The sequence below is a fragment of the Agrobacterium sp. ICMP 6402 genome, assembly GCF_009498615.1.
GTDB lineage: Bacteria > Pseudomonadota > Alphaproteobacteria > Rhizobiales > Rhizobiaceae > Agrobacterium > Agrobacterium burrii.
Map to the genome: position 1 here is coordinate 25,114 of NZ_QSNV01000013.1, position 18,585 is coordinate 43,698.

20 protein-coding genes are annotated in these 18,585 nt (G+C 60.1%); 11 read left to right on the forward strand and 9 right to left on the reverse strand.

Annotated elements, in window-relative coordinates:
• Nucleotides 1-69: 69 nt before the first annotated feature.
• The 7 genes from DXT96_RS24265 to DXT96_RS24295 form a co-directional block, all read right to left on the reverse strand.
• Entirely contained in the window at nt 70-966 is an 897-nt protein-coding gene (locus tag DXT96_RS24265; RefSeq protein WP_153516831.1) for a sugar phosphate isomerase/epimerase family protein, read from the reverse strand.
• Nucleotides 967-1,012: 46 nt separating this feature from the next.
• Nucleotides 1,013-1,921, reverse strand: a complete 909-nt coding sequence (locus DXT96_RS24270) for a substrate-binding domain-containing protein (protein ID WP_194287737.1) — start codon at nt 1,919-1,921, stop codon at nt 1,013-1,015.
• Nucleotides 1,922-2,074: 153 nt separating this feature from the next.
• A complete protein-coding gene (locus tag DXT96_RS24275) occupies nt 2,075-3,016 on the reverse strand; it encodes a sugar ABC transporter substrate-binding protein (protein WP_153516833.1) in 942 nt (313 codons plus the stop codon).
• 281 nt (nt 3,017-3,297) lie between these two features.
• Nucleotides 3,298-4,326: a LacI family DNA-binding transcriptional regulator gene (locus tag DXT96_RS24280; protein ID WP_153516834.1), complete on the reverse strand. Its 1,029-nt coding sequence runs from the start codon at nt 4,324-4,326 to the stop codon at nt 3,298-3,300.
• Between the two features lie 492 nt (nt 4,327-4,818).
• Nucleotides 4,819-6,024, reverse strand: a complete 1,206-nt coding sequence (gene pcaF, locus DXT96_RS24285) for a 3-oxoadipyl-CoA thiolase (protein WP_153516835.1) — start codon at nt 6,022-6,024, stop codon at nt 4,819-4,821.
• A gap of 10 nt (nt 6,025-6,034) precedes the next feature.
• Nucleotides 6,035-6,730 (reverse strand): CoA transferase subunit B, encoded by a 696-nt coding sequence (locus DXT96_RS24290; protein WP_153516836.1) that lies wholly within the window; start codon nt 6,728-6,730, stop codon nt 6,035-6,037.
• Complete coding sequence (locus DXT96_RS24295; protein WP_153516837.1) at nt 6,727-7,434, reverse strand: 3-oxoacid CoA-transferase subunit A; 708 nt, start codon at nt 7,432-7,434, stop codon at nt 6,727-6,729. Before DXT96_RS24295 ends, DXT96_RS24290 begins: the two co-directional genes overlap by 4 nt.
• 139 nt (nt 7,435-7,573) lie before the next feature.
• On the opposite strand from DXT96_RS24295, the gene DXT96_RS24300 reads away from it, so the two are divergent.
• Complete coding sequence (locus tag DXT96_RS24300) at nt 7,574-8,335, forward strand: IclR family transcriptional regulator (protein ID WP_153516838.1); 762 nt, start codon at nt 7,574-7,576, stop codon at nt 8,333-8,335.
• Here DXT96_RS24300 and DXT96_RS24305 read toward each other — a convergent pair.
• Complete coding sequence (locus DXT96_RS24305; protein WP_153516839.1) at nt 8,305-9,228, reverse strand: helix-turn-helix domain-containing protein; 924 nt, start codon at nt 9,226-9,228, stop codon at nt 8,305-8,307. The genes DXT96_RS24300 and DXT96_RS24305 overlap by 31 nt on opposite strands.
• A 117-nt stretch (nt 9,229-9,345) precedes the next feature.
• Between DXT96_RS24305 and pobA the strand changes: the two genes are divergently transcribed.
• Nucleotides 9,346-10,518 (forward strand): 4-hydroxybenzoate 3-monooxygenase, encoded by a 1,173-nt coding sequence (pobA, locus tag DXT96_RS24310; protein ID WP_153516840.1) that lies wholly within the window; start codon nt 9,346-9,348, stop codon nt 10,516-10,518.
• Here pobA and pcaQ read toward each other — a convergent pair.
• Nucleotides 10,512-11,456: a pca operon transcription factor PcaQ gene (pcaQ, locus tag DXT96_RS24315; RefSeq protein WP_153516841.1), complete on the reverse strand. Its 945-nt coding sequence runs from the start codon at nt 11,454-11,456 to the stop codon at nt 10,512-10,514. The two genes, pobA and pcaQ, sit on opposite strands and share 7 nt — an antisense overlap.
• 94 nt (nt 11,457-11,550) lie before the next feature.
• On the opposite strand from pcaQ, the gene pcaD reads away from it, so the two are divergent.
• The 9 genes from pcaD (at nt 11,551) to DXT96_RS24360 (ending at nt 18,578) form a co-directional block, all read left to right on the forward strand.
• Entirely contained in the window at nt 11,551-12,348 is a 798-nt protein-coding gene (gene pcaD, locus DXT96_RS24320) for a 3-oxoadipate enol-lactonase (RefSeq protein ID WP_153516842.1), read from the forward strand.
• A 3-nt stretch (nt 12,349-12,351) separates the two neighbouring features.
• On the forward strand, nt 12,352-12,786 hold the full coding sequence (gene pcaC, locus DXT96_RS24325) for a 4-carboxymuconolactone decarboxylase (protein WP_153516843.1): 435 nt from the start codon (nt 12,352-12,354) through the stop codon (nt 12,784-12,786).
• A complete protein-coding gene (gene pcaH, locus DXT96_RS24330; protein WP_153516844.1) occupies nt 12,783-13,523 on the forward strand; it encodes a protocatechuate 3,4-dioxygenase subunit beta in 741 nt (246 codons plus the stop codon). Before pcaC ends, pcaH begins: the two co-directional genes overlap by 4 nt.
• Before the next feature lie 2 nt (nt 13,524-13,525).
• Nucleotides 13,526-14,146 (forward strand): protocatechuate 3,4-dioxygenase subunit alpha, encoded by a 621-nt coding sequence (gene pcaG / locus DXT96_RS24335; protein ID WP_153516845.1) that lies wholly within the window; start codon nt 13,526-13,528, stop codon nt 14,144-14,146.
• 18 nt (nt 14,147-14,164) lie between these two features.
• Nucleotides 14,165-15,226 (forward strand): 3-carboxy-cis,cis-muconate cycloisomerase, encoded by a 1,062-nt coding sequence (locus tag DXT96_RS24340; protein WP_153516846.1) that lies wholly within the window; start codon nt 14,165-14,167, stop codon nt 15,224-15,226.
• Between the two features lie 365 nt (nt 15,227-15,591).
• Nucleotides 15,592-16,260: an amino acid ABC transporter permease gene (locus tag DXT96_RS24345; RefSeq protein ID WP_153516847.1), complete on the forward strand. Its 669-nt coding sequence runs from the start codon at nt 15,592-15,594 to the stop codon at nt 16,258-16,260.
• Between the two features lie 10 nt (nt 16,261-16,270).
• Nucleotides 16,271-16,921, forward strand: a complete 651-nt coding sequence (locus DXT96_RS24350; protein ID WP_149901538.1) for an amino acid ABC transporter permease — start codon at nt 16,271-16,273, stop codon at nt 16,919-16,921.
• Nucleotides 16,922-16,963: 42 nt separating this feature from the next.
• A complete protein-coding gene (locus tag DXT96_RS24355; protein ID WP_153516848.1) occupies nt 16,964-17,803 on the forward strand; it encodes a transporter substrate-binding domain-containing protein in 840 nt (279 codons plus the stop codon).
• A gap of 13 nt (nt 17,804-17,816) precedes the next feature.
• Nucleotides 17,817-18,578 (forward strand): amino acid ABC transporter ATP-binding protein, encoded by a 762-nt coding sequence (locus DXT96_RS24360; protein WP_149901540.1) that lies wholly within the window; start codon nt 17,817-17,819, stop codon nt 18,576-18,578.
• The last annotated feature ends 7 nt before the right edge of the window (nt 18,579-18,585 follow it).

Genomic DNA, 18,585 nt, shown 5'->3' on the forward strand with positions numbered 1-18,585 from the left:
CGGCGGGCGTGATCGCGCCCGATTGCGCCGGTGCCGACGACACCAATTCTCACAGTCATCTGAAAAACCTCATTTCCAGTATTTGGCGACGTATCGCCGGGTTTCGCTGAGCATGAACCGCGCGCTTTCATCGACACGGTCTTCCCAGGCAAAGACGCAGTTCGACAGCACGCCGTCGAATTTCATGTCGGCAAGCGTCGCAAAGAAGGTCTCCCAGTCGATCTCGCCCTGGCCGAAATCGGTGTGCTGGTGCACCCTCACCTTCGAGCCGGGCGGATTGACGATGTAACGCAGCTGCGACGACTTGTTGTGGTCATAGGTATCCGCAAGGCGCACATGCACCAGATGGCCCTCCGTCGCACGGAGGTTAGCCACCATGTCCGGCCCGTAAAAGAACGTGTGTGGCGCGATGAAGGAGGCCTTCACCGCCTTGGAATTGATGGTCTTTATGATATCGATGGCCGGCGCGATTTCCTCGATCCAGTCTTCGGGATGAGCTTCCAGCGACAGCACCAGCCCTTCCCGTTCGAGGATCGGCACCAGAATATCCATGGCGCGGAAGAACTGCGCCTCGCAGGTTTCCGGCCGGTGCAGGCCGGAGCGGTCGTTGAGGCTGCGGTCGGGCGAGCCGCCACGGCCGAATTCCGAAACGAACATCGGGCATTCCATCTCGACCGCGATCTCGATGGCGCGTTTCCAGTTGTCGATCGCCACTTCCCACTCGTCCGGATAGGGACTTGCCCAGCGGTACATGGGTTGCAGCGTGGCGAGACCGACTCCATGGTCCTTCAACGCCTTTTTGAATTCGGCGACCCGTTCGGGATAGACCTTGGGCCGTGTCCACCAGGAGAGGAAATCCGGGCGCGGCGAAAGTTCGACGTGATCATAACCGAGTTCGGCGACCTTGCGGCAGGTCTCAGGCAACGAGAGATGCCGGAACATGTGGGGATCGAGCGTATGTTTCATGGCTGTTTCCAGTGGAGGGATAAAAAGACCGGGGCCGAAGCCCTGTCTATTTCGCGTAGGCGGACATATTTTCCGGTGTAACGAGTTCGAACGGCACCCAGAGCGTCTTCTCAGTGCTTTGCCCGGCAGCGGCCTTCACCGCCGTCTGGACGGAGACCTCCCCCTGCTTCGTCGCATTCTGGTAAACGGTGATATCGAGATCGCCGGCCTGCATGGCGGCAAGCCCGTCAGGCGTGGCGTCGATGCCGGCAATGACGACATCCTTCATGGAAACGCCCGCTGCTTTGAGCGCCTGCGCGGCGCCGATCGCCATTTCATCATTATTGGCGATGACGGCATCGAACTGGATGCCCGCCGTCAGCCAGGAGGATACGAGGTCCTGCGCCTGCGTGCGGCTCCAGTTCGCTGTCTGCTTTTCGAGGATTTCGATCTTGCATTCCGGTTTGGAAAATACCGTTTCGACATCCCTGGTGCGCACCAGCGCCGCATGGTTTTCCAACGGTCCCATCAGGATGACAGCCTTGCCCTTGCCACCCATCAGCTTGCAGGCGGCTTCAGCTTCCATGGTGCCGGAATCGAGTTCGTTGGAACCGACAAAGGCCGTTCCGTCAGGCAGGCCGGTTTCCAGCTCGGCCGGCGGATGGTTGACATAAACCAGCGGAATTTTTGCGGCTGATGCGGCCTTGGTGATTGCGGCGGTGGCGTCGCCATCCACGGCATTGACGATGATCGCGTCGACACCATTGGCGATGAAATTCTGCACCTGATTGAGCTGCTTCGACGGATCAAGCTGGGCATCCTCAACCAGAAGCTCGATGTTTTTATCGCGCCCGGCTTCTGCCCTGATGCCGTTGAGCAGGATCGTCAGAAACGGATTGTCGAAAGACGTCATCGAGACTGCGATGCGGATCTCGGCAAGGGCCGGTGTCGCGAAGATGCAGAGCGCCGTCGCCATCAATAGTTTCTTCAAGGTTTCCTCCCACGGAAAATCGCTGCTGATTGCATCATTTTGTTTCGCCGGAGCCGGCCATCCTGCCGGCTCCGGCGCGTTCGGCCTGCCCAGCGGCACTCCCCGGGAGCGGAGAAGCCGCCAAGGCAAGGCCATGGCTCAGTTCTTGGCCTGATAGTTCTTGAGGTTGTCAGGCGTCACCAGTTCGAAGGGAACGAAGACCTTCTTGTCGATCGTCTCACCCTTGGCGAGTTTCAGCGCCGCATCGAGAGCACCCTTGCCCTGTCCTGCGGCATTCTGGAAAACGCTCACATCCAGATCCCCCGCCGCCATGGCGGCAAGCGCGTCCTGCGTGGCGTCGATGCCGGCGATGATGACGCTGTCCATCGACCGGCCCGCCGCCTTCAGCGACTGGATAGCGCCGATGGCCATCTCGTCATTGTTGGAAATGACGGCATCGAACTCAACGCCGGCTGAAAGCCAGTTGGTCATCAGGTCCGACCCTTGCGTGCGCGACCAGTTGGCGGATTGTTCCTCGACAAGCTTGATGAAGCTGCAATCGGGCGTGGCAACGACATCCTTGATATCCTGCGTGCGCATACGCGCCGCCTGGTTGGAAAGCTCGCCCATCATCACCACGGCCCTGGCTTCCGTCTTGCCCGCCTCCTTCAACAGCCGGCAGACTTCCTGCGTCTGCAACGTGCCCGACTGCTTTTCATCGGAGGCGACAAAGGCCTGTTTTTCCGGCAGGCTGTCGAGATTGACCGGCTGGCGGTTGACGTAAACGAGCGGAATGCCCGCGGCGGCAGCGGCCTGCGAAAGCGCCACGGTCGCGTCCGTATCCACCGGATTGACGATGATGGCATCGACACCGGCGGCGACGAAGTTCTGCACCTGGCTCAGCTGCTTGCCGACATCGTTCTGCGCATCCTCGACCTGCAGCGAAACGCCGCTCATGCCCTTGGAATAATCAATCATGCCGTTGCGCAGCACGGTCAGGAAATTATCGTCGAACAGGGCCATAGAAACCCCGACGGTCTGCGCCGATGCGCCCGTTGCCAGCATCGCGGCGAAAGCTGCAATTGCGAAATGTCTTTTCATGTCGTTCTCCTCCAAACCCCTTTGAAAAGAACCGGTCGAGCCGGCTTGAGCGCATCGCGCCACCACCGTCTTCCGGCAAAAGCTGGCCTTCGCCGCGAAGGAAAACTCGCAGCGTCAAACAGCCTCGAAATAATCTAATGTCGTGTGGGTCCGGCCTCCTGCCCGTTCCACCCGCGGCCAAGATTTCCTAGTCCGGCCCTGGCGTCAACGCGTCAGAGACCACCGAAACCATCAAGCCTGATAGAAACGGCATCGGATTTATGATGGAATCCATCAAACCATCAAAGGCTCCCAGGAACCCACAGATGCGCAGGCACAAAACGCTGTCCCGGCGTTTCCGCAATACCGTGTTCGATGGTGTGGACCATGGTGGCAAGAAGGTCGGCGCACAACTCGCGAAGCGGTGTCTGGAAGACTCCGCTGATGCGCCTTTCCAGCAGTGCCTGACGGGACTCGGGCGTGAGTTCATTCACGAGACAGACGATTGTCTCCTGCTTGTTTTCTTGCTGCATGGCCTCGACCACCCCTTCCATGCCGCCGCCGATGCAATAGATGCCGACGAGATCCCGGTGCTTGGCGATGGTGTCCATGACAAGCTCATAGGTCAGGCGACGCGTTTCGAGCGTGATGAGGGCATCCATCACCTCGAATTCCGGCGCATATTCCCGCATGTAGCTGCGAAAGCCCGTTTCGCGCAGCGAATGGCCGTGGAACCGGTGGCCGCCCAGCAGCAAAAGCACCTTCCCCCTGCTGCGCGCCAGTTGCGAAATCATCCAGGCGGCCGTGCGCCCAACCTTCATATTGTTGGCGCCGAGATACGCCTCCCTCACGCCCTGGGCAAAATCGGACAGCAACGAAAACGTCGGGATGCCTTTGGCTTTCAAAGCCTCGACGGCGGCCGTAACATCATGATGGTCGGGGCCAGTGGCCGCCACGGCCTGCACGCGGCCCTTCATGCCTGTCAGCAACGCTGCAAGCTCAGCCGGCTCCCCCGACTGGGCGAATTCAATACGCAGATTGAGGTGGCGATCCCGGATGTTGCGCGCCGCAAGCTCCAGCTCGTCGGCAAAGGTCTGGTAGAAAGCATGCCGTTCCTTGCGCAGGATGATGCCGAGACTATAGGACGGCATATCGGCCAGCATGCGCTGGCGAATGATGTTGGTGGCGTGAAAGCCGATCTTCTCCGCGGCCTCAAACACCCGCCGCGCGGTTTCCTCCCGCACCGGCAGGCGGCCGTTCAGTACCCGGTCGACGGTGGCGACGCTGACGCTCGCGGCTTTTGCGACATCGGTGATGGTCGGACGCTTCATGTTGGCTCCCGCAGGCGGAAAGATTCCTGTCATATCTCGCAAAACATGTCACGGATAATGATGGAATCCAACATGGGCTAAGGAATATGGCGGGGAGCGTGATGGGAAAATGCTGAGGCTGCGTCTTCTGTATGGCGCCTGCTTTACCATCCACCACGACTAGCCACTACGACTAGTCCGCCACACCCCCTTCCCTCATCTCTGTGCTTGTCACAGAGATCCAGCCAGCCCAAGTCCTAGGGCTGAAGGAATTCTTTCGCGGTGCAGACGCGCGTCGGCCGGATTCCTGTGAAAAGCACAGGAATGAGGTAAATGGGGAGGGCACGGTTGGTATGGGCCAAGGCGAGAAAATCGTCGGCCAGCGCGGCTTGAATGATCGCAATCACGCGTAATGAAACTGAGGCAGCGGCATTCACCCCATTTTACAGCAGCATCCGCACCGTATCACGACGGCACTCGCCCCGTATACCGATACCGAATGCCGCTATCCGGTCAGACTCGCTCCAGCGCCACGGCAATACCCTGCCCGACGCCGATGCACATGGTAGCGAGCGCAAGCCGCTTGCCCGTCAGCGAAAGTTCAAGCGCCGCCGTGCCGGCAATGCGGGCACCCGACATGCCGAGCGGATGGCCAAGCGCGATCGCGCCGCCATTGGCATTCACCCGCGCATCGTCATCGGCAATGCCGAGCTGGCGCAGCGTCGCAAGTCCCTGGCTGGCGAAGGCCTCGTTCAGCTCGATCACGTCAAGCTGTTCCTGCTTCAACCCGAGCCGTGCCAGAAGCTTGGCCGAGGCCGGGGCCGGGCCGATGCCCATCACGCGCGGCGGCACACCGGCGGCGGCACCACCGAGGATGCGGGCAATGGGGGTGAGCCCATATTTCTTCGCCGCTTCCGCTGAAGCGAGGATGAGCGCGGCCGCACCATCATTGACGCCGGAGGCATTGCCCGCCGTCACCGTCGCGCCATCGCGCTTGTTCACCGGCTTCAGCTTCGCCAACGCTTCAAGGCTTGTCGCACGCGGGTGTTCGTCCCTTGAGACAACAAGCGGATCACCCTTGCGCTGCGGGATCGTCACCGAAACGATTTCCTTGTCGAGACGGCCATTCGCCTGCGCATCCGCCGCCTTCTGCTGGCTGCGCACCGCAAAGGCATCCTGATCCTCCCGCGACACCTGATAATCGACGGCAACATTGTCACCGGTTTCCGGCATGGAATCGACGCCATATTGCGCCTTCATCAGCGGGTTGACGAAACGCCAGCCGATGGTGGTGTCATAAATTTCAGCATTGCGCGAAAAGGCGCTTTCCGCCTTTGGCAGAACGAAGGGCGCGCGGCTCATGCTTTCCACGCCGCCGGCGATCATCAGCTCCGCCTCGCCCGATTTCACGGCGCGGGCGGCCGCAATGACGGCGTCCATGCCCGAGCCGCACAGCCGGTTGATCGTCGTTCCGGTCACCGAGACCGGCAGGCCGGCGAGCAGCAACGACATGCGCGCCACGTTGCGGTTATCCTCGCCCGCCTGATTGGCGCAGCCGAAGATCACATCCTCGACGGCTTCCCAATCGATGGACGGATTGCGTTCCATCAATGCCTTGAGAGGCACCGCCCCGAGATCGTCGGCCCGCACGGAGGAGAGCGCGCCGCCGAAGCGGCCGATTGGCGTGCGGATATAATCGCAGATGAATGCGTCGGTCATCGGTTTTTCCTCACAGTTCCGGGGCGACGAGATCGATTACCTCGCCATCCACATGCAGTGGCGCACCGGTCATGGCCTGCAATTCCTCAAACGTCATCGCCGGCAGTTTTTCGCGCAACACAAAACGGCCATCCACCACGTCGATGACGGCATGGCTGGTATAGATGCGGGTGATGCAGCCGACGCCGGTGAGCGGAAAAGCGCATGTCTCAACGAGCTTCGGTTCGCCATTCTTGGTGACATGTTCGGTGATGACAAAAACCTGCTTGGCTCCATGCACCAGATCCATGGCCCCGCCGACGGCCGGCACGCCCCTGGAGCCGACGCGCCAATTGGCGAGATCGCCATTCTGCGCCACCTGATAGGCTCCGAGGATCGCCACATCCAGATGCCCGCCGCGCACCATGGCGAAGCTGTCGGCATGGTGGAAGAAGGCGGCACCGGGTTTCAGCGTCACGGCCTTCTTGCCGGCATTGATGAGGTTCCAGTCCTCCTCGCCTTCCCGCGGCGCTTCGCCGAAATTCAGGATGCCATTTTCAGTGTGGAAGATCGCCTGACGGCCGGGTGGCTGATAACGCGCCACCATTTCCGGAAAGCCGATGCCAAGGTTGACGTAAGCACCGTCCTCGATGTCCTGCGCCGCACGCCAGGCGATCTGGGCATTGGAGAGTTTGATGTCTTCGCGGGTGTCGATGGTCTGGGTCATGCGTATGCTACTCCCGCACGAATGAGGACTTCTTCCTGTTGCGGATCGGGGATTTCTACGACGCCGTTCACAAAAATACCGGGGGTAACGACATGTTCCGGGTCGATCTCTCCGGCGGCGACGATTCTGGAAACCTGCGCGATGGTCGTCTTTGCGGCCATGCACATCAGCGGGTTAAAATTACGCCCGGCCTTGTTGTAGGTGAGGTTGCCATAGGTATCGCCAAGTTCGGCCTTGACGATGGCGAAATCCGCCTTCAGCCAGCGCTCCTGCACGTAAGAGCGGCCGTCGAATTCTGCGATGACCTTGCCTTCGGCCAGTTCCGTTCCAAAACCGGTGGGCGTGTAAAAGGCCGGAATGCCCGCGCCGCCAGCGCGGATGCGCTCGGCGAGCGTCCCTTGCGGCACCAGTTCCAATTCGATTTCGCCGGCCAGATATCGGTCTGTAAAGGCGCGGGGATCGGAAGAGCGCGGGAAGGAGCAGATCATTTTCCTGACCATGCCAGCGTCGATCATCGCGGCGATGCCAATGCGGCCATTGCCGGCATTGTTGTTGATGACCGTCAGGTTCTTCGGCCCTTTGTCTATAAGCGCGTGGATCAACTCGATCGGCGCGCCAGATCCGCCGAAACCGCCGATCATGATCGTCGCACCATCACCGATGCCGGAAAGCGCCTCTTCAGCACTCTTGATTGTCTTGTCCATTCTTAAAACCTCCATCCAGCCGAGCGGATGGAACCGACAAGGCTGCTTGGCCATGAGGTAAAGCCGAAAATGCCTCGACGGCAAGAATTTTGTGCGCTATATGATTTTTGTTCGTATATCGCACAAATGGAGCGTGAGCATGGCCGTCAGTGAAAGAGACATGATGGGCGGTCTCGCCAAGGGATTGCGGGTGATCGAGGCCTTCAGCGCCGAGCGTCCACGGCTTTCTATTTCCGATGCTGCCGAGATTGCCGGGCTTGATCGTGCGACGACACGGCGCTGTCTGCTCACGCTTTCGGAACTCGGTTATGCGGCTTATGACGGCAAATTCTTCACCGTCACACCCAAGGTGCTGCGGCTCGGCACCGGCTGTCTGGCCACAATGCCGCTGCCGAAGATCGTGCAGCCGCTGCTAGACCGCCTGTCGGAGGAGATTGGCCAGAGCACCTCAGTCTCCATTCTGGATGAGAACGAGATCGTTTATGTGGCGCGCGCCGCTCAGCAACGCGTCATGTCGATTGCGCTGATGCCGGGCTCACGCCTGCCCGCTTATTGCACCTCCATGGGCCGCGTTCTTCTTTCGGCGCAGCCAAACGAGCGGCAACACGAAATCCTCGAGGCCTCCCGCCTGGTCGCCCGCACGGAAAGAACGATCACCAGCATGGACGCCCTGCTCGCCGAGATTGAGGCGACCGGCCATCGCGGCTATGCGCTGATCGATCAGGAAGTCGAAATCGGTCTTCGCTCCATCGCCGTGCCGCTGAAAAGCGTGCGCGGCCAGACGGTCGCCGCGCTTAATGTCGGGCTCGCCGCCTCGGTGGCCTCGATGGAGGATCTGGTGAAACGTTACCTGCCAGAACTTCTTGCCGTTCAGCGGGAACTGGCGAGAATGCTGGTCTGAGGCTCTTTCTGCCGCGCACCGGAATCGCCCATTTTCTGCTGTTCGGCGACCCGCCAGGCGCGCGGCGTCATGCCTGTCTCACGCCTGAAGAAGCGATTGAAATAGGCGGGATCGGCAAAGCCCAGCCCTTCGGCGATCATCTGCACGCTCGAGACGGTGAAGATCAGCTCCTGCTGGGCTATCTCGATCTGACGCTTAGCGATCAGCCGCTGCAGGCTGAGGCCGGAAACCGAGCGGACCAGACGGTTGAGATGAGTCTCAGACAGACCGACCTTCTTGGCGTAAAACCCGGCTTTTTGCGGCTCGCGGATATGGCGGGCGATCAGCGACAGCAACCGTTCGAAACGCTGCTCCGCAAGGCCTTCGCCACTCGTTTCCAGAAGCGGGCGCGCCGCCCGCGTCAAAAGCGTGACGACGGTGGCGAGCTGGCCTTCGATCATCGCATCCCGGCCGATCTCGCGGGCCTCATATTCGGCGGAAATCCGTTCGAAACCTTGGCGCAGGCATTCTTCCTCAGCAAAATCCCGCAACGGCAGAAGCACTGGCCGCTGGAAATTGCGCAGCAAAAGCGCCTGCACCGATGCCGGCAACGCGCCCGGCAACATGGTGACGATCACTCCACCAATATCGCGTGAAAAACGGAAGCCGTGCTCGAAACCCGGCGGCACGATGATGGCGACCGGCGGGCGGATAGGCTCGATGCGGCCATCCAGCAACGCATCGCCCTCGCCGCCAAAAATGTACAAGATTTGCAGAAAGGCGGAATGGCGATGCAACCCGATTTCGAAGCGGTGCAAGCTGCTTCTTGAAAAAAGCGTCTCACAATGGAAGCGAAAATCAGTGCCTTGCGCTGCTTCTTCGCCATAAAGCCCCTCATTCGCAGCAACCCGCATCTCACCACACTCCTCCGTCTGATGGTCGGATTGTGCAACTTACGGATCAGAAAGTCCATTGAGCTTGTGGCCCGCCTTGGTCAATTTCTTGACCGGAGACAAGTTCGGGAGGAAATAATGCGCACACAGGTCGTCATCATCGGCTCCGGCCCATCAGGGCTTCTGCTCGGCCAACTTCTTGCGAGAGAAGGCATCGAGACCGTCATTCTCGACCGGGTCGGCAAGGATTACATCCTCGGCCGCGTCCGCGCCGGTGTGCTGGAAGAAGGCACGGTGCAGCTGATGGAAAAGGTCGGCGCGGATAAGCGCCTGCACCGGGAAGGCTTGCCGCATGACGGTTTTTCGCTGACCTTCGACGGCCGCGACCATCGCATCGATCTGTTCGATCTGACCGCCGGCAAACGCGTCATGGTCTATGGCCAGACCGAGGTGACCCATGACCTGATGGATGTGCGTGAGGCGGCAAACCTTGTGACGATCTATGACGCCGGCAATGTCGAACCGCATGATTTTGATGGCGCAAGCCCCTATGTCACCTACCAGAAAGACGGCGTAACCCACCGGATCGATTGCGATTTCGTCGCCGGTTGCGACGGTTTTCACGGTGTGAGCCGCAAATCGGTGCCTCAGGGCGCGATCAAGGAATTCGAGAAGGTCTACCCCTTCGGCTGGCTCGGCATTCTGGCCGATGTGCCGCCGGTCAACCACGAACTTATCTACGCCAACCACCCGCGCGGTTTTGCTCTCTGTTCCATGCGCTCGCACACACGCAGCCGTTATTACATCCAATGTTCGCTGAATGACCGGCCCGAGGACTGGAGTGACGAGCGTTTCTGGGATGAAATCCGCCGTCGCCTGCCGGAAAACCATGCGGATGCCATGGTAACCGGCCCTTCCTTCGAAAAATCCATCGCGCCGCTACGGTCCTTCGTCTGCGAACCCATGCGGTTTGGGCGGCTGTTTCTGGCGGGCGATGCCGCACACATCGTGCCACCCACCGGTGCTAAGGGCCTCAACCTCGCCGCCAGCGATGTGCATTATCTGAGCGAGGCGCTGATCGAGTTTTATCGCGACAGGTCCAAGGCCGGCATCGATGCTTATTCGCAAAAGGCGCTTTTCCGCGTCTGGAAGGCTGTGCGTTTCTCATGGTGGATGACGACGATGATGCACCGCTTTCCCGATACGGGAGATTTCGGCCAGCGCATTCAGGAAGCGGAGCTGGACTATCTCGTCCAATCCCGCGCCGCTTCCACGGCCCTTGCGGAAAACTATATCGGGCTTCCTTACTGAGATGCAGCTTCCGTTTTCCCATCCAGCAACTCGCTCGCTGCCTCGCGAATAGCCTGCATCAGCAGCGACAGCGGCAGGGAGGGCTGCGTATCGGCCCTGACCGTCAGCCCCACGGGACCGCTGGTGTCGCCGGTCTCAACCGGCAGGATCGCCAGAATGCCATCCGCCACATCTGCCGCCACCACGCCTTCCGAGATGATCCAGATCGCATCGCTGGTACGCAGGAAGGCACGGCCGAAGGCATCCGAGACGGTTTCGATGCGGATCGGCAGGGCCGGAACGCCGTTGGCGATCAGAAACTGCTCAACAACAGGACCGATGACGGATTGCCGCGTCGGCATCAGCACCGGATATTCATGCAGGTGATCGAACACCGAAAGGCCCGGAGAAAGCAGCGGGTGGCCGGCGCGCACCACGAAGCGCACCTTTTCAGAATAGAGATGTTCGAAAGAAAAGCCCGCCATTTTCTGCGGCGCGGCGAGACGCCCAACGACGAGATCGAGATCGCCGACACGCAGCTGCTCCAGCAGCACGGCGTTTTCGCCGGTGACGATCTTGACCGGGCTGCCGGTCTTTTCCGCCAGAAAACCGGCCATCGCCTTCGGCATGATCCGCACCGAAACCGTGGGCAGAGCACCGATCCGAACGGGAGGACCGGCACGCGCCGCCTCCTGCGAGACCGAATCGACCGCCTGACGCAGCGCCGTCATCGTCGCGCCCGCATGGCGCAGGAACACCTCGCCATAACGGCTGATACGGATGCCGCGCCCCTCGCGGTCGAATAACGAGACGCCGAGAATCTCTTCCAGCTCGCGAATGGTCTTCGTCACCGCCGGCTGGCTGACATGCAGGATTTCCGCCGCGCGGATGACGCTTTTCTGGCGCGCCACCTCCACGAAAGTCTGCAGGTGGCGGAACTTGATACGCTGGTCGACCATCGCTCATATAATCCATAGGTTATGATTTTCATCGATAATGTCATTTTACTTAACCGGAACCGGCTTGCAATATCCTTCGCAGGAGGAGCACATCATGCATTTTCTGCGCTGCGGCGAGACTGTGATCCATTATCGCATTAAGGGATTGGACAGCGGCAAGCCGGTCATCGCCTTCATCAATTCGCTCGGCACCGATTTCCGCATCTGGGATGCGGTGATAGAAGCGCTGGGCGATGATTATGCGTATGTCCTGCACGACAAGCGCGGCCACGGGCTTTCCGATGTCGGGCGCACTCCCTATTCCATCGACGATCATGCCGGTGACCTGATCGAACTCCTCGATCATCTCGGCGTAAAAAGCGCCATTATCTGGGGCCTCTCGGTCGGTGGCCTCATTGCGCAGGGGATTTATGCGCGCCGTCCCGATCTCGTCCGCGCCCTGGTGCTTAGCAACACCGCCCACAAGATCGGCACGGCCGAAATGTGGAATGCACGCATCGACAAGATTGCCGCCGACGGCCTCGCCTCGCTGGTCGATCCTGTCATGGAGCGCTGGTTCACGCCCGCTTTCCGCACACCGGGCAATGCCGCGTATGCCGGTGCGCGCAACATGTTATGCCAGCAGCCGGAAGCGGGTTACAGCGGCACCTGCGCCGCCATCCGCGATGCGGATTTTACGCAAGAAGCAGGCCGCTTCGCCGTGCCGACACTCTGTGTCGCGGGCGATCAGGACGGCTCCACCCCGCCGGAACTGGTGCGGTCGCTGGCCGATCTTATCCCTGCGAGCCGCTTCGTAACCATTGCCGGCTGCGGACACATTCCCTGCCTTGAACAGCCGCTTGCCTACACACAGGCAGCGTGCATTTTTCTGAAGACCTTGCCGGAGCATTGACCGATGGCGGACCATATCGACAAGAATGAACGTTTCGAACAGGGCATGAAAACCCGTCGCTCGGTGCTGGGCGACGCCCATGTCGACCGGGCGCAGACCATGACGTCCGGCTTCGACCAGCCTTTCCAGCAACTCATCACCGAAGCCGCCTGGGGCACGGTGTGGTCCGGCAATCACTGGACGAAGCGCGAGCGCTCTATGGTCACCATCGCCTTGCTCGCCGCGCTGGGGCAGGATGAGGAACTGGCCATGCATGTGCGCGCCACCGCCAATACCGGCGCCACGGAAGCCGACATCCGCGAGGCGCTGCTGCATGTGGCGATCTATGCCGGCGTACCTGCCGCCAATCATGCTTTCAAGATCGCCAAGCTTGCCCTGGCCAGCATGAAGGCCGATAGTTCCCAAGATAATTCTGGCGATGGGGAGGAGAAGAATTGAGCAACCAGCCGCCCGAAACCGGGCCGTTCTTCGCGCGCAACCGCGACATTCACCCACTGGCCTATGCGCCCGGCTACAAGACCTCCATTCTGCGTTCACCGCAGCGCGCGCTGATTTCGCTGGAAGGCACGAAAAGCGAGATCACCGGCCCGGTCTTCGGCCATGGGCTGCTGAACCCGCTGGATAACGACCTCATCCTCAACTATGCTCGCCCCGGCGAAATGCCGGTTGGCCCGCGCATTCTGGTGCACGGCCGGGTGCTGGATGAGCGCGGCCGCGGTGTGGATGGCGCGCTGGTGGAATTCTGGCAGGCCAATGCCGGTGGTCGTTACCGCCACAAGAAGGAAAGCTATCTCGCCGCCATCGATCCGAATTTCGGCGGCGTCGGCCGCACCATCACCGACGAGAACGGTTATTACTGGTTCAAGACCATCCAGCCGGGTGCTTACCCCTGGCCGAACGGCGTCAATGACTGGCGGCCGGCCCACATCCATTTCTCGGTCTTCGGCCACGGCTTTGCTCAGCGGCTCATCACCCAGATGTATTTCGAAGGCGATCCGCTGATCTGGAAATGTCCCATCGTCAAAACCATTCCGGACGAGGATGCGATCAGAAGATTGATCGCACCGCTGGACATGAATGCGACGCTGCCGATGGATATGTTGGCCTATAAGTTCGATATCGTGCTGCGCGGTCGCCGCTCCACCCTTTTCGAAAACCGCATGGAGGGCAACTGACCATGGTTCAGCCGCTCGACTATTTAAAAGAGACCGCCTCGCAGACGGCGGGCCCCTATGTGCATATCGGCTGCACGCCGAATTTCGTCGGCATCGAAGGTGTGTTCGAAAAGGATCTGGGTTCCGGCGCGCTCTATAACGACAAGGCCCGTGGTGAGCGCATCAGCGTGCGCGGCACTGTCTATGACGGCGCAGGCATGCCGCTGAAGGACGCGCTGGTCGAAATCTGGCAGGCGGATACGAACGGTTTTTACAACAGCCCGAGCGAAACCCGCGGCAAGGCCGACCCAAATTTCATCGGCTGGGGCCGCTCGCCGGGCGACATGGATACCGGCGAATTCATTTTCGAGACGATCAAGCCGGGTACCGTGCCTTTCCGCGACGGCCGGCCGATGGCGCCGCACATCACCTTCTGGATCGTGGCGCGTGGCATCAATATCGGCCTTCAGACCCGCATGTATTTTCCGGAAGAGCAGGAGGCCAATGCAGCCGATCCGGTTCTTGCACGCGTCGAACAGAAAAGCCGCATCGCCACGCTTGTCGCCAGGAAGGAAGAGGGGAATATCTATCGTTTCGATATCCGTCTTCAGGGCGAAGGCGAAACGGTGTTTTTCGATATCTAAGCGGAAGCGAAACCTGAGATGAGCCTTACACCCTTCGAACATCCGTTTTTGTCAGGCCTTTTCGGCGATAGCGAGATCGTCGAACTGTTTGCGGCAAAAGCGGATATCGACGCCATGGTCCGCTTCGAAACGGCTCTGGCGGAAGCGGAAGCCGAGGCCGGTATTTTGGCGGATGGTGTGGCGGAAGCCATCGTTTCGGGGCTGACCGACTTTGCCGCCGATATGACTGCGCTTCGCCACGGCGCCGCAAAGGATGGCGTGGTGGTGCCGGAACTGGTGCGGCAGATGCGGGCAGCGGTCGCCGGCAAGGCAGCGGACAAGGTGCATTTCGGCGCGACCAGCCAGGATGTCATCGATACCAGCCTGATGCTGCGGCTGAAGGCGGCAACTGAAATCATCACCACCCGACTCGGCCACCTCATCGATACGCTCAGTGACCTCGCCTCCCGCGACGGCCACAACCCGTTGACGGGCTATACCCGCATGCAGGCCGCCATCCGCATTACCGTCGCCGACCGGGCCGCGAGTTGGACCGCGCCACTGGAGCGCCACCTGCTGCGGCTCGAAACCTTTGCGCAGAATGGTTTTGCCCTCCAGTTCGGCGGTGCGGCCGGTACGTTGGAAAAGCTCGGCGACCATGCCGGCGCGGTCCGCGCCGATCTTGCAAAACGGCTCGGTCTTGCCGACAGACAGCAATGGCAAAGCCAGCGCGACGGCATCGCCGAATTCGGCAATATTCTCTCCCTCATCACCGGCACGCTCGGCAAATTCGGTCAGGATATCGCGCTGATGGCCGAACTCGGCGCGGAGATCCGCCTTTCCGGCGGCGGCGGCTCCTCGGCCATGCCGCACAAGCAGAACCCGGTCAATGCGGAAACGCTGGTGACACTTTCGCGCTTCAACGCCGTGCAGATATCGGCGCTGCATCAGTCCCTCGTCCATGAACAGGAACGTTCCGGCGCGGGCTGGATGCTCGAATGGATGACGCTGCCGCAAATGGTGACGGCAACAGGAGCCGCACTTCTGATTGCCGAACGGCTTGCCGGGCAGATCGACAGGCTGGGAGCCGGCGAAGACTAGCCGAAAGACTGGTTGTTTTTCAAAAGAAGACAGGTTCCCGGGCGCTTCTAATGGGAAAGCCAAGGCAGCGCAACCGTGCATCGAAACCGCTTGCGAATTTTCGCCTTAAATATTGATATAAAAAGACTTTCTGGAAAAACTAAAAAGAAGAAAAAACCGCTTTTGAGGCACTTTTCACCGGGCATGACGCTTGACTCTAAAATGAACTAACTGGTACAAACATTCTCGTTAAGACATGCCGGGGAAGAGGAAGAAGAGCTTCCAAGGCAGGGCAAAACAATGGAGGGCTTTGGCGCCACCAGGTGTCCAAAGCGATACGGGCAAGGCGAAACGCCTGTCCGGACCCGAACGGGTTGGGAGGAAGAATGTCCTACAGTCTCGATTTTTCGGTGGTCATGGACCGCCTGCCCGAGCTGCTTTTAGCCTGTCTGGCAACGATCGGCCTTGCAATCGCCGGCATGTCGCTCGCCACCGTCATCGGCGTTCTCGGCGTCGTTGCCCGTCGTTCGCGGTTCAAGCTGCTGCGCAGTCTGGTCATCGGTTTTGTGGAAGTCATCCGCAACACGCCGTTTCTGGTGCAGATATTTTTCATCTTCTTCGCCCTGCCGCAGATCGGCATCAAGCTCAATCCCACCGTCACCGCTATCATTGCGCTGGCTTTGAACGGCGGCGCCTATGCCATTGAAATCATTCGTGGCGGCGTGGATTCCATTCCCAAGGGGCAGGTGGAAGCCGGACTGGCGCTTGGCCTGCAACGGTCGCAGATATTCCGCCATATCATTCTGAAGCCGGCATTGCGCGCGGTCTATCCGTCGCTCACCAGCCAGTTCATCATGCTGACGCTGACGACATCGGTCTGCACCTCGATCGCGGCTTACGAACTGACATCGGTGGCGCAGCAAATCGAGGCGGACACCTTCCGGTCGTTCGAGGTCTATTTCTCGATCACGCTGCTTTACCTGGTCATTTCCTCGCTGATGATGGGCGTTTTCTCGCTCATCTCCCGCGCATCCTTCAGCTATCCGGTCAAGTGAGGAGAAGACAATGGAATCCATCGGTCCCAACCAACTCTTCTTCCTGATGCAAGGCCTGAAATGGACGCTGGCGTTGACGGTGATCGGCTTTATCGGCGGCGGTGTCTTCGGTCTCTGCGTGGCGCTTGCCCGTGTTGCCGATAGCGTGGCGGTCCAGCGCGCAAGCACGGCTTTCATTGCGGTGTTCCAGGGAACGCCGCTGCTGATGCAGCTTTTCGTGGTTTATTACGGCGTGGCACTCGCAGGCCTCAATGTCGACGCCTGGGTCGCCGTCGCCATCGCATTTACCCTGCATGCCAGCGCCTTTCTCGGCGAAATCTGGCGAGGCGGCATCCAGGCGGTGCCGAAAGGCCAGACAGAAGCCGCCAATGCGCTCGGCCTGCATTATATTTCCCGCATGAAGGACGTGGTTCTGCCGCAGGCCTTCAAGATTTCGCTGCCGGCCACCATCGGTTTTCTGGTGCAGCTCATCAAAGGCACCTCGCTTGCGGCCATCGTTGGTTTCGTCGAGCTGTCGCGTGCCGGACAGATCGTCTCCAACCAGACGTTCCGCCCGCTGACCGTTTTTGCCATCGTCGGCATCATCTATTTCCTGATTTGCTGGCCGCTTTCCCTCTGGGGTGCGGGCGTGGAGAGACGGATGCAGGCCAATTCCCGTTAACAACCAAAACCATCTCATCAGCTTTGTAAGGAGGAGCAAAAGATGAAAATCACCACCATGAAACTCTCTCGCCGCGCTCTGCTCGCGCTTGCCGCGGCAACGGTTGCGTTACCCTTTGTCGCGCCGGTCGATGCCTTTGCCGGCACGGTCGATGAGGCCAAGGCCAAGGGCAAGGTCGTCATCGGCATTCAGGGCGACAATTCGCCATGGGGCTTCGTCAATTCCACCGGCGTGCAGGACGGTCTCGATGCCGATATCGGCAAGGCCTTTGCCGACTATCTCGGCGTCAAGGTCGAGTTTGTGCCACTTGCCGTGGCAAACCGCATTCCGGCCCTGCTGACCGGCAAGGTCGACCTGTTGTTCGCAACCATGGGCATGACGGCCGAGCGCGCCAAGACCATCCAGTACTCCAAGCCCTATGCCGGCAACGTGTTGTCCGTCTATGGCCCGAAGGACAAGAAGATCGCCGGCTATGACGATCTGACGGGCGTTTCCGTTGGCGTGCCGAAGTCAAGCGCCATGGACACCTCGATCACCGCCGGTGCAGGCTCCAAGGCAAACATCCTGCGCTTCGACGATGACGCCGCCAACATTCAGGCGCTGATCTCGGGCCAGGTGGAAGCCGTCGGCGGCAATCAGTTTTATGGCGACCGGTTGAACAAGGCGGCGGAAGGCAAATACGAGCCGAAGTTCGATCTGACGACGCTTTATAACGGCGCCGGCACCCGCCCGGGTGAAAAGGACTGGAACGAGACCGTCAACGCCTTCCTCGACAAGATCAAGTCCGATGGCCAGCTGGCCAAGATCTACGACAAGTGGATGAAGCGCGAAGTTCCGGCCTTCCCGGACAGCCTGCCCGACATCCCCTTCACCGTGAAGTAATCCGGAGGTTTCCATGCCACAATCCACAACTGCCGAGGTTCCGCTTATCGCCCTTCAAGGGGTTGGAAAGTGGTATGGAGCCTTCCACGCGCTTAAAAATATCGACATGACGGTTCGCAAGGGTGAGAAAATCGTCCTTTGCGGCCCGTCGGGTTCGGGAAAATCCACCCTTATCCGCTGCATCAACCATCTGGAAGAAATCCAGGAGGGCAAGATCACGGTCGAGGGAACCACGCTTTCGGATTCCAGCCGCGCCATCGATGCGGTTCGCCGCGAGGTGGGCATGGTGTTCCAGAGCTTCAACCTCTTCCCGCACAAGACCATCATGGAAAACTGCACGCTCGCCCCCATGCGGGTGAAGGGACTTTCGAAAGCCGAAGCGGAAGCGACGGCGCGCAAATATCTGGAACGCGTGCGCATTCTCAACCAGGCTGATAAATACCCGGCGCAGCTTTCCGGCGGCCAGCAGCAGCGCGCGGCGATTGCCCGGGCGCTGTGCATGGAGCCGAAAGCCATGCTGTTCGATGAGCCGACATCGGCACTCGATCCGGAAATGGTGAAAGAAGTGCTCGACACCATGATCGGCCTTGCCCGTGATGGCATGACGATGATCTGTGTCACCCATGAAATGGGTTTCGCCCGGCAGGTTGCCGACCGCGTCGTCTTCATGTCGGAAGGCGAGATCATCGAGGAAGGCCCGCCGGACGAGTTCTTCCGCGACCCCAAGCACCAGCGCACCCGCACGTTCCTCGGCGAAATTCTCGCCCACCATTGAGGTTCGC